This window comes from Sphingobium wenxiniae (assembly GCF_007830065.1).
Lineage (GTDB): Bacteria > Pseudomonadota > Alphaproteobacteria > Sphingomonadales > Sphingomonadaceae > Sphingobium > Sphingobium wenxiniae.
On the sequence record NZ_VLKK01000036.1, the window covers coordinates 1 to 14,304 of the forward strand.

The following is a 14,304-nucleotide window of genomic DNA, read 5'->3' on the forward strand; positions in this document are numbered from 1 at the left end:
CCTGCCGGTGCTCGGTTTCCGCCGCCAGTTTGCCTTCGCGTTTCAGCTCAGCGATTGCTGCGCCGTAGCTGGGTGCCTTGTCGGTATTGAGTTTGGCCGGCTTTTCCCAGTCCTTCAGGCCACGAAGAGCTTTGCCCAGAAAGCGCTTCGCCGCTTTGGCGCTGCGTGTCGATGACAGATAGAAATCAATCGTGTCGCCCCGTTTGTCGACCGCCCGGTACAGGTAGGTCCATTTGCCCCGCACCTTTACGTAGGTCTCATCCAGACGCCAGCTCGGATCAAAGCCGCGCCGCCAGAACCAGCGGAGACGCTTCTCCATCTCCGGCGCGTAGCGCTGCACCCAGCGATAGATCGTCGTATGATCGACATCGATCCCACGCTCGGACAGCATTTCCTCGAGATCACGGTAGCTGATGCCGTATCGACAATACCAGCGCACCGCCCATAGGATGACCTCGCCGGTAAAATGCCGTCCTTTGAAATCGTTCATCGCAACTGACCTTGACAGTACATGAGCCCAATCTTGGAAACCGTGTCAGAGTTTGCAACAGAGCCGTCTCGGCAGCATCTCTCGTCAGCCAGACGCAAGGCCGCTGCCCGAAGCCGCGGCAGACCTCCGCTTCCCGAGGAAGAGCTCGTCGCGCGTATTCAGGCCCTGATCGCCGAGCTGCCGACCTATGGCTACCGCCGGATCCACGCGCTCCTGCGGCGGCAGGCGCGCAATGGCGGGCCATCTGCGCCCAATGCCAAGCGGGTCTACCGGGTGATGAAGGTGCATGGCCTGCTGCTCCAGCGCCATAGCGGCAAGGCGGACGAGCGTCGCCACGATGGGCGCGTCGCCGTCGATACTCGCAACACCCGCTGGTGCTCCGACGGCTTCGAAATCGGCTGCGACAACGGCGAGAAGGTGCGGGTCGCCTTCTCTCTGGACTGCTGCGATCGCGAGGCGATGGGCTTTGTTGCCACCACTGCCGGCATATCTGCCGAGGATGTGCGCGACCTCATGACCGCCACCGTCGAGCACCGCTTCGGCCGTGTGAACAGGCTGCCCTCTACCATCGAGTGGCTGACCGACAACGGTAGCTGCTACACCGCCAGAGAGACCCGCCGCTTCGCCCGCGAGATCAACCTCAGGCCGCGCACAACCCCCATCGAAAGCCCACAATCCAACGGCATGGCCGAGGCCTTCGTGCGCACCATGAAGCGAGACTATGTCCGCGTCGCCGAAAAGCCCAACGCCAGAGCCGTGATCAACCAGCTGCCCAGCTGGTTCCACCACTACAACACCGTCCATCCGCATCGCGCACTTGGCTACCTCGCCCCGCGCGAATACATCGTCCAATCAACCAGTGAGGAACTGTCCGGAAATTAAGGGGCAACGACAGGTCTGGACGCGCAAAGATCATTATGGTCTTCTGGCGATACTTGGAGAGTATGATCCTATGGACCTGCGTCAGCTTCGCTACTTCGTCACCGTGGCCGCCGAGCGGAATTTCAACCGCGCGGCTGAACGGTTGCATATGGCGCAGCCGCCGCTCAGCCGGTCGATCCAGCAACTGGAGGCGGAGGTCGGCGCGACCCTGATCGACCGGACGAGCCGACCGCTCGCGCTGACCCCGATGGGGCAGCTGTTGCACGATCAGGCGGTACAGGTGCTGCGGCGCGTGGATGACATGCGGACGATGATGGATGCCGCGATCGCGACCGACCGGCGACGGTTCACCATGGGCTTCGTCGCCTCCACCATCTATGCGCGCCTCCCCGCGCTGCTCCGCGAGTTCCGGGCCGAGATGCCCGATGTCGAGCTGACACTGGTCGAAAGCCCGACGCTGGACCAGATCGCGGCGTTGAAGGAGGGGCGGATCGATATCGGTTTCGGCCGTATCCGCTTCGACGATCCGGCGGTGCGGCGCACCGTGCTCCGGCGGGAGTCGCTCGTTGCGGCGGTCCCGATGGGAAGCCATTTGGGTCAGGACGGCGGACCGATATCCCTGTCGGCCCTGGCGCGCGAAAAGCTGGTTCTCTATCCCAGCGCATCGCGTCCCAGCTATGCCGATCAGGTCCTGTCGCTGTTCCACGATAATGGCCTGAGCCCGAACCAGATCGTCGAGGCGCGCGAGTTGCAGATCGCGATTGGTCTGGTCGCCGCCGAAGAGGGGGTGGCGGTGATCCCGGAGTCGGTACGCAAGGCGCGGACCGAGGATGTGCGCTATCTCGATCTCGTCGAACCCGCCCATTCGCCGATCATCATGAGCCACCGGGTCGGCGACGCCTCGCCCGAGTTGCGCGCCGTTCTGCGGATCATCGCCCGCAAATATACCGAGTGGGGCTATGGCGTACCCGAAGCGCTGCTGGCGGACCATGAATAGCACACGGCTGCCACCGACCCGCCGGCTTTGGAGAGGATGACAGGATGGACATACGGCAGCTGCGCTATTTCGTAACCGTTGCGCAGGAAGGCAATTTCACCCGTGCCGCCGAGCGTCTCCACATCGCACAACCGCCGCTCAGCCGCCAGATCCAGCAGATCGAGGAACGGGTCGGCGCGACCCTGATCGATCGCTCCGCCAAGCCGCTGCGGCTGACGCCGATCGGCCATCTCGTCTATGATCAGGCGATCAGCATCCTGGCGCGCATGGCCGATATGGATGCGATGATCGCGAAAGCCGTGGTGTCGCAGCAACGGCGCTTCGCGATCGGCTTCGTCGCGTCCACCATCTATTCGCGCCTCCCCGCGATCATTCGGGCCTATCGGGAGGCGATGCCCTCGGTCGACCTGTCGCTGATCCAGGGCGGCACGCTGTCGCAGATCGCCGCGCTGAAGGACGGGCGGATCGATGTCGGCTTCGGGCGAATCCGGTTCGAGGATGACGCCGTGGCGCGGGTGGTGCTGCGCGAGGAACCGCTGATCGTCGCGCTTCCGGCCACGGACCCGCTGACGGCGGGGGGCGGGGTGTCCCTGGCGTCGCTGGCGACCGACCCGCTGATCCTGTATCCCAATGCACCGCGGCCCAGCTATGCCGATCAGGTCGTCGGCCATTTCCGCGACCTTGGCGTGACCCCGGTGATCGCGCACGAGGTCAGCGAGTTGCAGATCGCGATCGGGCTGGTCGCGGCTGGGGAGGGGGTCTGCATCGTCCCGGCCTCGGTTCGCCGGTTGCGGGTCGACGGCGTCCGCTATCGCCCGCTGGTCGAACCGGTCGCATCGCCGATCATCATGAGCTTTCGCAAGGATGACCGCTCGCCCGAACTGGTCGCCATGGCGGCGGTGATCCGCGAGCGGTACGGCGCCTGGGATTATCCCATCCCCGACGCGATCCTGCGGATGACCGGGGGTGGCGAAGAGGCGTGATCCGGCCAACCTTTTGGGTATGGCCATCATATGGAGTTGGTGTTGGACGCATGATGCACCTCCCGACATTCTGCCCCCACGAAAGCGAAATCGCTTCGGGACAAGTCGCACGACAGATAGCGACGGCAGATGGAGAGGAAGCGGAAAATGGCTTCAATACCATATGGATATACGCGAGCCTTGCGAAAGGGCGGGGTGCGGCCTTATATCGGCGGCGGCCTGAACTGGACGATCATCTTCAAGACCGAAGACGGCGTGCTGAAGGATTTCCGCACCAGCAATACCGTCGGTCCTGCGATCACGGGCGGCATCGATGTGCCGCTCAACGAGCGGATCGGTGTGTTCGGCGCGGCCAGCAAGGTCTGGACCAGCACCAACGCCCGCTTCCGGCTCGGCACGCCGAACGGCTTCGTGCCGGGTACGGCGCGCGTCCAGCTCAATCCCCTCATCGCGCAGGTCGGCCTGCAATATCGCTTCTGATCCCCCCGGCTCGAACAGGAAGACATGTCATGACCGTCACCGATATCATCCTGATCCACGGCGCCTTGAACCGCGGCGCCTGCTATGACGCGGTCGTCCCGCTTCTCGAAGCGCGCGGCTACCGCGTCCATGCGCCCGACCTGACCGGCCATACGCCCGGCGATGGCGGCCATTTGTCGGTCGTCGACATGGAGCATTATACCCGCCCAGTCGCTGACATCCTGGCACGGGCCGAGGGGCAGTCGATCCTTCTGGGGCACAGCTTGGGCGGTGCATCCATCTCGTGGCTGGCGCAGCACCATCCCGACAAGGTGGCCGGGCTGATCTACCTGACCGCGGTCCTCACCGCGCCCGGTGTAACGCCGGAAACCTTCGTCCTGCCCGGCGAGCCCAACCGGGGCACGCCGCACGCGCTGGACCTGATCCAGCCGGTCGACGAGGGACGTGGGCTACAGGCGGATTTCTCGCGACTGGAACGGCTCCGCGAAGTTTTCATGGGCGATTATCCCGGCGAGGGAATGCCGCCTGCCGAACAGTTCATCCAGACCCAGTCGACCGTGCCCTTTGGCACGCCCAATCCGATGGAGGGGCGCGCGCTGGAAATCCCACGCCTCTATATCGAGGCGCTGGACGATGTCGTGATTCCGATCGCCGTGCAGCGTCAGATGCAGAAGGAGTTCCCCGGTCCGGTCGCGGTCGTGTCGCTGCCGGCCAGCCATGCGCCCTATTACTCGATGCCCGAACGGCTGGCCGAGGCGATCGCCGATTTCGCCGATGCCCCGGCCGAGTATCGCCAGACGGCGACGAAGGCTGGGCCTGATCGACCAGCTGGAGCGGACGGGGGTCGAGCCGACCGAGCTGATCTACCGTGACGGGCTGTCCGGTGATCGCCTGGCGGCCCATGCGGTGCGCAAGGGCGGTGCCTATCGCGATCGGTTCGGCGCGCCCTATCTCGGCATCCACCGTGCCGATCTGCAGACGACGCTGGGCCGCGCGGTCGGGGCGGAGCATATTCATCTGGCGCACCGGCTGGAGCGGATCGAGACGGTGGGCGAACGGGTGGCGCTCCACTTCGTGGGACGCGATCCCGTCGAGGCCGATATCGTCGTGGGTGCCGACGGTGTTCGCTCCATCACCCGGCAATGGGTGGGCGGGCAGCCGCTGCGTTATTCCGGGACGAGCGCGTTTCGCGGCATCGTGCCGGTCGAGCGGCTGGACGCTTTGCCCGATCCCCAGGCGATTCAGTTCTGGATCGGCCAGGACGCCCATCTGCTGCATTATGCGATCGGCAGCGATGGCGGGCACGTCAACTTCTTCGCGGTGGTGGAGGGCCCCACCGCCTGGTCCGGTAGCGGCGGGACGGTGCCGATCAAACCGGGGGAGGCGGTGGCGGCCTTCGCCGACTGGCACCCGGCCGTCCGACAGATGGTCGCGGCGGGCGATGTGGAGCGTCGCTGGGGCCTGTTTGTCGCGCCGCCGCTTCGCCACTGGCATCGCGGGCCGGTCGTGCTGATCGGCGATGCCGTCCATGCGATGCTGCCGCATCACGGGCAGGGCGCGAATACGACGATCGAGGATGCCATCACGCTGGCGACCATGCTCGACGGACTGACGTCATCCAACCGCGACGCACGCTTTGCCGCCTATCAGAAGGAGCGCGCGCTGCGCACACGTTTGATCCAGCGCAGCTCATGGGACGCCAATCGCGCGCTCCATACCGATGCGGGCCTTCCCGATGCGACCCGGCACCGTGCGATGCATCGCTTCCCCGAACGCTATGGCTGGATTCACAAGTTCGATGCGTCCGCGCGATTGTCAGGCGTCCCAGCCAGCCGTGCGATGCGCTACTGACGGAATTGGCCACCGTTCGTCCGACCGGTGGCGTAACGGCATGGCACATGGGCGTCCGAGAGACAGGCTGACGACGCCACTCGGCGGGTGCCCGATCGGCCGAAGCGAGCGCTCGCTCAAGAATGATCGAGCGTGGGGTCTTCCGGCCGCAGGCGGCTTCCGAAAGGCGGAGGTGCCGACACCGGGCTGATGCCGAACATCAGGGGAGGTGACCGACCCTGGCCTGCCCGATCGACATCCCGTTTTCGCGCCTCATATGCGCGCGCAGAGGGTGCGTGAGGCGCAGGCGGGGTCGGCGCCAGACCGGCACGTCATTCGTCTCCATCCGGTGAGTTAACCCACCCATGGAATGATGTCCGGGGAGCGGGTCACCCTCTCTGCGTGCTTGAATGACGGGACGATTGAGGCTGCTTGTCACGCGCGGCCATCTCTTCTCCCGATTGCAACAGGCCAACCCATGATGCCACTGACAGATTGTCCAAGTGACATGACACGGCGTTCACGATAACGACCCGATCGTGCAGGCTTTCCGGCATATCCTGGCGCAACGCCACCTCGCGGTGCTGATTTGTGCCGCCGCGATGCTGTTGAAGCTGCTAGTGCCCACCGGCTACATGATCGCGTCCGATCACGAGCGGATCACCCTCACGATCTGTTCCGGTATGGCGGCTCAGCCTGAGGCGATGGTCATGCCAGGCATGGATCAGCCCATGGCCATGGCGCAGGGCACCATGCGCGACAAAGGCAAGTCGACAGATCACGGCAAGCCTGAAATGCCCTGTGCCTTTGCGGGTCTGTCCGCCCAGGTTATGGGGGCCGTCGACGTCGTGCTGCTGGCCGTCGCGCTTGCCAGCGTCGCGATCATGGCGCTGCGTTCGACGCCACGCATCGCACCGCTTGCCGCCCCCTATCTGCGACCACCCCTTCGCGGTCCTCCGCTTTCGGTCTGACGAATTGACCGGGAAACCGGCCAGCTAAACCGTCGTCGCGCAGTCCTGTCGGCTGCCGCGCGAACCATGTCTCCTGTCGTTGTTCGGTCGCGCGCGATCGACGATGCGGGGCCTAGAGCCAGCTCGAAAGCAAATCCCATGTTCCAAAGCACCATATTCGGTGTCGCCGCGCTGTGTGTTGCGACCTCGGCGGTCGCGCAAGTCGCGCCCGCTCCCTTCAGCCTGCCACCGCTTCCCTATGCCGCCGCTGCGCTGGAGCCGGTGATCGACGCCCAGACGATGACGCTTCATCACGATCGCCACCACCAGGCCTATGTCGACGCGCTCAACAAGGCCGTCGCAGCCGATCCGGCGCTGAAGGGCCAGTCGCTTGACGCGCTGGTCGCAAAGGCCGGGACGCTGCCCGTCGCTGTGCGCAACAATGCTGGCGGCCACTGGAATCACAGCTTCTTCTGGAAGACGATGGCCCCGCCCGCGCAGGCAGGACAGCCGTCGCCGGCGCTTGCCGCCGCGATCGATCGCCAATTCGGCTCGCTCGCCGCGTTCAAGGCGGCGTTCAAGGAAGCCGGGACCAAGCGGTTCGGCTCTGGCTGGGTCTGGCTGGTGGCGAAGGCCGACGGCACGCTCGCCATCACTTCGACGCCCAATCAGGACAATCCGTTGATGGATGTGGCGGAGGTCAAAGGCACGCCGATCCTTGGCAACGATGTGTGGGAACACGCCTACTACCTCAAATACCAGAACCGACGGGCCGATTATCTCGATGGCTGGTGGCAGGTGGTCGACTGGAAAACGGTGTCCGATCGCTACGCCGTGACGCTCACGCGCTGATCCGCCGCCGAACGCCGAAGGATCGATCATGACCTTTCGTGTCGCGTCGAAGCTTGTCGCCGCGCTGACCGCGCCTGCTGTCGGCCACGGCGCCTCGTGCGGCCAAGGTCGAGATCCACACGATGTCGCTCGAAGGCGGCAACGTGCGGATGCGTCCGCTCGCCGGAGGCGTCGACATCCCGGCGGGTAGCGAGGCGACGCCGCCCCCGGCGGCAACCACATCATGCGGATCGGACTGACCGCGGGCTTTTGCGCAAGGGCCGAGGCTTTGGCCCGGCTCTGCATGGCCTGACGCATCCGTTCACAACCATAACGAACACATTCGGCCCGTGACGAAGCGGGTCTTGGGGGATACTATGCCGAAGACCGGTTTGATGGTGGCGGCCGCCACCTCCTGTTTCCTGATCGCTGCGCCGTCCACCGCGCAGCAGCGCGACGATGCACCCGCCCGCGCCGATACCCAGGTCACGATCGGCGGAGACGAGGTTGTCGTTACCGCGAAGTCCATGGCGCGCTCGACCGCCAACGTCCTGACCTCGGTCGACGTGCTGAGCGGTGACGTCGCGCAGCGCCAGAATGTCGACAATGCCTGGGAGCTGTTCGCCCGGGTGCCCGGCGTTGTCCTGACCGACTTCAACCAGGGCACGACCTCGGGCCGCTTCTCGATCCGCGGGTTCAACGGCGAGGGCGAGATCAATGCGGTCAAGCTGCTGATCGATGGCGTGCCGTCCAACGACAATGCCGGGCGGATGGACTTTATCGACTTCATCTCCCCGCTCGACATCGCCTCGGTCGAGCTGGTGCGCGGCACGTCCGATCCGCGCTGGGGGCTGCACGCGATCGCTGGTAGCGCCGATATCAAGACGCGGATCGGCGGCAACTATCTCGACGCGCGCGGCATCGTCGGCGCTTTCGGCACCTATGATGCGCAGATGTCGGCCGGGGTCGAGGCCGGACGGCTGAGCCAGAATTATCTGCTGTCCTATCGGCGGAGCGATGGTTTCCGCGACCATGCCGATCTCGACCGGCTGAACTTCGCGGGCAAGTGGTTCTACGACTTCGGCCCCGCCAAGCTCGGCCTGATCGCGCGTCACAGCCGTAGCGAGGCGGATGAGCCCGGCTATCTGACCGATGCCGATGCCTATACAGACCGACAGCGTTCCTACGACGTGTCCGCAACCGACGGTGGCAGGCGCGAACTGGGCCAGTACAGCCTGCATCTCGATGCCGATCTGGCGCGGGACCTGTCGCTGACCGCAATCGGCTATGCGACGACCAACCACGACAATCGCTATGTCCGCTTCTCGGCGAATGTCCCGCAGCAGCAGCGTCTGACCGACGAAGGCCATTATGGCGTGATGACCGGCCTGCACTGGCATGCGGCCGACTGGCTGATGGCCGAGGCGGGCGGCGACGTGCAGTGGCAGCATAACCGGAGCCTGCGCTGGACCACCAACCGGCGGATCATCACGGCCGCCACGCGCGACCAGAATTTCGACCTGACCGTGGGCGGAGGCTATGTGCAGGCGATCGTGACCCCGGTGCGCTGGCTGACCATCACCCCGGCATGGCGGATCGACCGGGTCGGCGGGTCTTTTACCAACCGGCTGAATGGCCTCAGCTACCCGGTCAATGATTACGGCACGATCAGCCAGCCCAAGCTGTCGGTCGCGGTCACGCCCGTCCCCGGTCTGACCGCCTATGGCAATTTCGGCCGGACCTTCCAGATCGGCGCAGGCTCGGGCGCCTATGTCGTGCCGCCGCGCGTGCGCGATGTCGCCGCCTCGATCAACGAAGGCTTCGAGGGCGGCATCAAGCTGTCACAGGGCCACTGGCTGACCGCCCGCGCGGCGGTGTGGCAGCAGACCGCGACCGGCGAGCTGAAGCGCCGCCTCAATGACCCGTCCGGCGAGTTCGACAATCTAGGCGCCACCCGTCGTCGTGGCTTCGACCTGGAGGCAAGCGTGCAGCCGCTCCCCGGCCTGTCGGCCTGGGCCAGCTGGTCGCACCAGAAGGCGATTATCCGTGTGCCCGATCCGGCCGCGCCGCTGACCGCGGGCAACGAGATCGACCACGTCCCAAGGAACGTCTATACCGCCGGGATCGAATGGGCGCCGACAACCCTGCCATGGCGTGCTTCGCTCTGGGGTAATGGCCAGTCCTCCTACGAGCTGAACACCGCCAACAGCCAAGGGCGTTACGGAGAATATTTCCAACTCACCGCCGAACTGGCGTACCGCATCACGAAGGCGATCGAGATATCGGCGCAGGTGCGCAACCTGACGAACGATCGATACGAATATGTCTGGTACGATGGCACGCAGCGCTTGCACGCGCCCGCCGATCCGCGCAGCGTCTTCGGCGCGGTCCGGGCACGGTTCTGACGATGCAGGCGCGAGTGGTACCCTTCAGGCGATCATGCGGTGAAGGCCGAGATTCTTGGTCGACAAGATATCCCATGCGGACCCCCATTGGCGCGAAGGGGCTGGCCAGTTTCGATTCCAAGATGAAGGGCGTCGAGCGAATGTGTTGATCGGCGGATCGGGTCCGGTTTCAATTGGCTTGCAGCGGTCGAGATCGATTTCCCGCGATAGGCCATGTTGCGGTCTTGCCGCCCCATCAGGCGGAGATGACCTCGCACGCCGGACCCGATCACCGCTCGGCGGCGATGGCCTGGACGAACTGACGTGGCGACTGGCCCAGCACGCGTTTGAAGGCCGCGCCAAAGGCGCTCTCTGAGAGCCCGCCCTCAAAAGTAGTTGAGTGATATCAGTCGGTTGCACTTGACGCGCTGGCACAGGGTTGATTCTGTGGTTTCGCCAAAAACTTTCAGGATTCAATCATGTGGACCGATATCACTCGGCGCCAGCATAGCCGTGCGGGTCTGCGTTATCCAAGTGATTTGCGGGATGCGGAGTGGTGTTTGATCGCGCCGCTGTTTCCGCCGGCGCGGCAAGGTGGCCGTCCGCGGGCGACGGACTTGCGCGAGGTACTGAACGCGATCCTCTACCTGGCAACGAGCGGCTGCCAGTGGCGGATGCTGCCCAAGGATTTCCCGCCGCTCTCGACGGTGCAGCGATACTTCTATGCATGGCGCAACAGCGGCCTGCTGGCCACGATCAATCAGTTGCTGGTGATGACCGCCCGCCAGCAGATGGGACGCGAGGCCAGCCCAAGTGCCGGTGTGATCGACAGCCAGTCGGTCAAAACCACGGAAAGCGGCGGGGTACGGGGCTACGACGCGGGCAAAAAGATCAAGGGGCGCAAGCGGCATATCGTCACCGATACCAGCGGCTTCTTGATCTTCATCCTCGTCCACGCTGCCGACATTCAGGACCGCGACGGCGCCGTCGATGTGCTCAAAGCGATCCGCAATCGCTTCCCATGGTTGCGCCATGTCTTTGCCGATGGCGGCTATGCGGGCGACAAGCTTCGCAACGCCTTGCGGGGCAACGGCGACTGGACCCTCGAAATCATCAAGCGATCGGACAAAGCGCACGGCTTCGAAGTGCTGCCAAGGCGATGGGTTGTCGAGCGCACATTCGCCTGGCTCGGCCGATGCCGGCGGCTCGCAAAGGACTGGGAGCAGTCCATCGAAAGCTCAACGGCTTGGGCCACCATAGCCTCCATCCGCATGCTAACCCGTCGAATTTCAAAGGATTACGAAGGATGAGCGGACTTTCGAGTCAGACACTGAGTTGTAACCTACCGTCGGTGCCACCATTGCAAGCGTCGTACGCCCCTGCGCCAGTCGGTCGGCGGCCAGCATCATGCGCCACCGGGTCAGATATTCCAGCGGAGGCTCGCCGACCGTTTCCTTGAAGTGTGCGGCGAAGCTCGACCGAGACATGCCGGCAGTTCTGGCAAGGTTCGCGAGCGTCCAGGGTTTCGCCGGATCGGCATGCATGGCGGAAAGTGCGGCGCGCATCCGCAAGTCGCCCAGCGCCGCCAGCCAGCCCCGCGCTTGCCCAGGCGCGTCTGCCAGGTGCAGACGAAGTGCTTCGACCAGCAATGTCTGGGCAAGATGCCCGGCAATCAACGCGCTGCCGAGTTGGGGTTCTCGCAATTCCTGCATGAGCCGATCGATCAGCACTCCGAGCGCGGCCCGACCCGCCTCCGATCGAATGTGGACGGCCGCTGGCAGCACGTTGAGGAGCAACTCCGTATGTCGACCCTCGAAATCGAAGAAGCCGCCAATGCCAAAACAGTCGCCGCCCCCATTGATGGTGCCCGTCGTTCCGACGGGAAAGCTGGGGAAGAACTGGAAGGCATTGATCGGCTCGGCCGCAGTGGAGGTGTAGAGCCTGAACGCTGAGCGGCCGGGCAGAAGGACAACATTGCCCGCACCGAGCCGTACCGGGTCGCCGCCCCCGTCGAGCAGCATCCAGCAGGTGCCGGACTCGATCGCATAAGCCTTGATCCCCGCACTGGCCGGGAAATGCAATTGCCAGTTCCCGCCTGCATTGAGGCCGCGAAGCCCGAAGCTGGTAGGCTTGAGCAGCCTCAGCACATCCGACAAAGGGTCCATCGTCATAGCTGGACGATGGCGACGATTTGGCGGACTCTGCAAGCTGGATCGTCCGGTATCATGCGCTTAACTGTGCTCCACCAGCGCGCTTGGCGCGTGTCATACCGGATGCACCATCGTGACCGATAACGTCACTCTATGCCTGTCAGCCAAGCGGAGTCCTTATGGGAAGGGATGGGGCCATGCCCTCGCTCACTCTCGATAATCGCAAGGGCAAGCGCGGCCGGCCTGCCCTTGCGATCCTCGCCGCTATTTTGCCCATCGGGGTGGGGTTGATTTCGCTGCGCTACGGCCTGCCCGGCAAGCCGGGCGCTGCGCCGCTGCCGAATGTCGCCATCCATCCGGTTGCGCTGACGCTGCATGCGGTGCCAGCCGCGCTGGCGCTGATCGCGGTGCCGTTCCAACTGCATCCGGGCTTTCGGGCGCGGCATAGACTGGCTCATCGCCGGATCGGTCGAGCCTATGTCGGACTGGTGTTCGTGGCCGCGCCTGCGGCCCTTTGGATCGCGCCATCGGCGCTGGGCGGGGCGATCAGCGCAGCGGGCTTCACCGCCCTCGCTCTTGGCTGGATGGCGACGACGGCACGGGGCTTGACCGCCGCGAGAGGGGGGCGCTTCGCCGACCACCATGTGTGGATGACACGCAGCGCCGCCCTGGCGTTGTCCGCGGTGACGCTCAGGCTATACCTGCCGCTTGCAAGCTTGGCTGGCACCGATTTCGTGATGGCCTATCGCGCGGTTTCGTGGGGGTGCTGGGTGCCCAATCTGATCGTTGCGGAGTGGTGGCTCAGAGCCCGTGGGCTCGCGAGCGGGGCCCTTTGAGCCGATGCCCGTCGCCTAAGAACGGCAATCGGTGCTCGTGCCGGCGGGGAGGGCGAACGATTCCGGCGACCGGAAGGACCGCTGCCCCTCTAACCTCAAAGGTCAAAGTCCCCGCCGCGCGCTCCCCCATTTCTCGTCGATCCCAGCGAGTGAATCTGCAGGAGTTCCATCAGGGAGGTGGCGCCCAGCTTCTGCATCATTCGGGCGCGCCTGGTCTTGACGGTGATCTCGCTGATGGTCAGTCGGTCCGCAATCTGTTTGATACGAAGGCCCTCGACGGTCAGGCGCATGACGTCCCATTCGCCGTCGCTCAGGCTCGCCAGGCGGCGGGCGGCGTCGGCGACGGCGCGGTCCGCTCGTCGGCGCACCCCGTCCTGGCGAATCGCGGCGTTGACCGCGTCGATCAGATGCTGGTCGTTGAACGGCTTGGCGATAAAGTCGACCGCACCCGCCTTCATCGCGCGCACCGCCATGGCGATGTCGCCGTGCCCGGAGACGAAGACGACCGGCAGGCGGTTACCCTCAGCCGTCATGGTGGCCAGCAGGTCGAAGCCGCTGCTGCCTGGCATGCGCACGTCCAGCACCAGGCAGCCGGGACAGGCGGGATCGTCCCGCTCGCGAAACTCCGTCACCGAGGCGTAGCCGCGTGTGGCTAGTCCGACAGAGGCGAGCAGATCGGCCACGGCCTCCCGCACCGACAATTGATCGTCGAGGGGTCGGTTCCGGCTGAGGGCGGAATGACACCCTAAGCGCCGGCGTCCTTGGGCCAAAGGTACTCGCCAGTGAGGAGGATGTGTGCCCATCCGAGCGGCGAAATATGGGCGAGAAGATGGTCGGGGGTATCGAGCCCTTCGCGGCGCCGGGCCTCAACGGCATGGCCAAGGTGCAGGGTGTTCCAGTAGACGATGATGGCGGTGAGCAGGTTGAGGCCGGCGATCCGGTAATGCTGACCCTCCGTCGTGCGGTCGCGGATTTCGCCCTGACGGCCGATGCGCAGGGCATTTTTCAGCGCATGATGTGCCTCGCCTTTGTTGAGGCCGACCTGTGCACGGCGCTGCATGCCGACGTCGAGTATCCATTCGATGATGAACAGCGTCCGCTCGATCCGGCCCACCTCGCGCAGCGCAGAGGCAAGATCGTTCTGGCGCGGATAGGAGGCGAGCTTGCGCAAGATGCTGCTCGGCGCGACCTGTCCAGCGCTCATGGTGGCGGCGCAGCGGAACAGATCGGGCCAGTTGGAAACGATCAGCGCCTCACGCGCCTTGCCGCCCACCAGCGGGCGCAATTCGCTCGGCGTCGCGGCAGGGTCGAACACGTACAGTCGTTTGGATGGGAGGTCGCGGATGCGCAGTACAAGGCGGTAGCCGAGCATCGCGCTGATCCCGAACAGATGATCGGTGAACCCGCCAGTGTCGGCGTACTGCTCTTCGATCCGTCGCCCTGCCTCATTCATCGTCAGCCCGTCGAGTAGATAAGGTGCTTCGCTGACCG

At 64.9% G+C, this 14,304-nt stretch carries 15 protein-coding genes and 1 pseudogene; 12 read left to right on the forward strand and 4 right to left on the reverse strand.

Going from position 1 to position 14,304, the window contains the following annotated elements:
• Positions 1-490 (reverse strand): IS6 family transposase (locus IQ35_RS19755; protein WP_145075942.1); only part of this gene is annotated, 490 nt, incomplete at its 3' end.
• Between the two features lie 66 nt (positions 491-556).
• Between IQ35_RS19755 and IQ35_RS19760 the strand changes: the two are divergent.
• From IQ35_RS19760 to IQ35_RS19810, 11 genes and pseudogenes are all read left to right on the forward strand, one after another.
• Positions 557-1,372: pseudogene (locus tag IQ35_RS19760) on the forward strand (IS3 family transposase); the annotation flags it as partial.
• A gap of 70 nt (positions 1,373-1,442) precedes the next feature.
• Positions 1,443-2,369 (forward strand): LysR family transcriptional regulator, encoded by a 927-nt coding sequence (locus tag IQ35_RS19765; RefSeq protein WP_092960472.1) that lies wholly within the window; start codon positions 1,443-1,445, stop codon positions 2,367-2,369.
• A 44-nt stretch (positions 2,370-2,413) separates the two neighbouring features.
• Complete coding sequence (locus IQ35_RS19770; protein ID WP_145075946.1) at positions 2,414-3,352, forward strand: LysR family transcriptional regulator; 939 nt, start codon at positions 2,414-2,416, stop codon at positions 3,350-3,352.
• A 147-nt stretch (positions 3,353-3,499) separates the two neighbouring features.
• Entirely contained in the window at positions 3,500-3,832 is a 333-nt protein-coding gene (locus IQ35_RS19775) for an OmpW family outer membrane protein (protein WP_158636725.1), read from the forward strand.
• A 29-nt stretch (positions 3,833-3,861) separates the two neighbouring features.
• Positions 3,862-4,704, forward strand: coding sequence for an alpha/beta fold hydrolase (locus tag IQ35_RS19780; RefSeq protein WP_145075949.1), 843 nt, complete (start codon positions 3,862-3,864; stop codon positions 4,702-4,704).
• Complete coding sequence (locus IQ35_RS19785) at positions 4,607-5,683, forward strand: FAD-dependent monooxygenase (protein ID WP_158636726.1); 1,077 nt, start codon at positions 4,607-4,609, stop codon at positions 5,681-5,683. Before IQ35_RS19780 ends, IQ35_RS19785 begins: the two co-directional genes overlap by 98 nt.
• 518 nt (positions 5,684-6,201) lie before the next feature.
• The gene (locus tag IQ35_RS19790) at positions 6,202-6,633 is read left to right on the forward strand and encodes a DUF2946 family protein (RefSeq protein ID WP_061779853.1); all 432 of its coding nucleotides are present in this window, start codon (positions 6,202-6,204) and stop codon (positions 6,631-6,633) included.
• 138 nt (positions 6,634-6,771) lie between these two features.
• On the forward strand, positions 6,772-7,464 hold the full coding sequence (locus tag IQ35_RS19795) for a superoxide dismutase (RefSeq protein WP_061779852.1): 693 nt from the start codon (positions 6,772-6,774) through the stop codon (positions 7,462-7,464).
• A gap of 77 nt (positions 7,465-7,541) precedes the next feature.
• Positions 7,542-7,703: a copper chaperone PCu(A)C domain-containing protein gene (locus IQ35_RS21980; protein WP_272867547.1), complete on the forward strand. Its 162-nt coding sequence runs from the start codon at positions 7,542-7,544 to the stop codon at positions 7,701-7,703.
• A gap of 117 nt (positions 7,704-7,820) precedes the next feature.
• A complete protein-coding gene (locus IQ35_RS19805; protein ID WP_061779850.1) occupies positions 7,821-9,848 on the forward strand; it encodes a TonB-dependent receptor in 2,028 nt (675 codons plus the stop codon).
• 458 nt (positions 9,849-10,306) lie between these two features.
• Positions 10,307-11,137: an IS5 family transposase gene (locus IQ35_RS19810; protein ID WP_145075955.1), complete on the forward strand. Its 831-nt coding sequence runs from the start codon at positions 10,307-10,309 to the stop codon at positions 11,135-11,137.
• Here IQ35_RS19810 and IQ35_RS19815 read toward each other — a convergent pair.
• Positions 11,117-11,992: an AraC family transcriptional regulator gene (locus tag IQ35_RS19815; protein WP_092960470.1), complete on the reverse strand. Its 876-nt coding sequence runs from the start codon at positions 11,990-11,992 to the stop codon at positions 11,117-11,119. The genes IQ35_RS19810 and IQ35_RS19815 overlap by 21 nt on opposite strands.
• 182 nt (positions 11,993-12,174) lie before the next feature.
• On the opposite strand from IQ35_RS19815, the gene IQ35_RS19820 reads away from it, so the two are divergent.
• Positions 12,175-12,813 (forward strand): DUF2306 domain-containing protein, encoded by a 639-nt coding sequence (locus IQ35_RS19820; RefSeq protein ID WP_061779849.1) that lies wholly within the window; start codon positions 12,175-12,177, stop codon positions 12,811-12,813.
• A 95-nt stretch (positions 12,814-12,908) separates the two neighbouring features.
• On the opposite strand, the gene IQ35_RS21785 is transcribed toward IQ35_RS19820, so the two are convergent.
• Together IQ35_RS21785 and IQ35_RS19830 are read right to left on the reverse strand one after the other, a co-directional pair.
• Positions 12,909-13,616: a response regulator transcription factor gene (locus IQ35_RS21785; protein ID WP_092960468.1), complete on the reverse strand. Its 708-nt coding sequence runs from the start codon at positions 13,614-13,616 to the stop codon at positions 12,909-12,911.
• Positions 13,559-14,304: Tn3 family transposase (locus IQ35_RS19830; RefSeq protein ID WP_145075958.1), on the reverse strand; the 746-nt coding region annotated here is incomplete at its 5' end. The genes IQ35_RS21785 and IQ35_RS19830, both read right to left, overlap by 58 nt.

Excerpts from the sequence above, each read along its gene's own strand:
- IQ35_RS19765 (WP_092960472.1), top strand. The coding sequence starts at position 1,443 with ATGGACCTGCGTCAGCTTCGCTACTTCGTCACCGTGGCCGCCGAGCGG.
- IQ35_RS19770 (WP_145075946.1), top strand. The coding sequence starts at position 2,414 with ATGGACATACGGCAGCTGCGCTATTTCGTAACCGTTGCGCAGGAAGGC.
- IQ35_RS19775 (WP_158636725.1), top strand. The coding sequence starts at position 3,500 with ATGGCTTCAATACCATATGGATATACGCGAGCCTTGCGAAAGGGCGGG.
- IQ35_RS19780 (WP_145075949.1), top strand. The coding sequence starts at position 3,862 with ATGACCGTCACCGATATCATCCTGATCCACGGCGCCTTGAACCGCGGC.
- IQ35_RS19785 (WP_158636726.1), top strand. The coding sequence starts at position 4,607 with ATGCCCCGGCCGAGTATCGCCAGACGGCGACGAAGGCTGGGCCTGATC.
- IQ35_RS19795 (WP_061779852.1), top strand. The coding sequence starts at position 6,772 with ATGTTCCAAAGCACCATATTCGGTGTCGCCGCGCTGTGTGTTGCGACC.
- IQ35_RS19805 (WP_061779850.1), top strand. The coding sequence starts at position 7,821 with ATGCCGAAGACCGGTTTGATGGTGGCGGCCGCCACCTCCTGTTTCCTG.
- IQ35_RS19810 (WP_145075955.1), top strand. The coding sequence starts at position 10,307 with ATGTGGACCGATATCACTCGGCGCCAGCATAGCCGTGCGGGTCTGCGT.
- IQ35_RS19815 (WP_092960470.1), bottom strand. The coding sequence starts at position 11,992 with ATGGACCCTTTGTCGGATGTGCTGAGGCTGCTCAAGCCTACCAGCTTC.
- IQ35_RS19820 (WP_061779849.1), top strand. The coding sequence starts at position 12,175 with ATGCCCTCGCTCACTCTCGATAATCGCAAGGGCAAGCGCGGCCGGCCT.
- IQ35_RS21785 (WP_092960468.1), bottom strand. The coding sequence starts at position 13,616 with ATGGGCACACATCCTCCTCACTGGCGAGTACCTTTGGCCCAAGGACGC.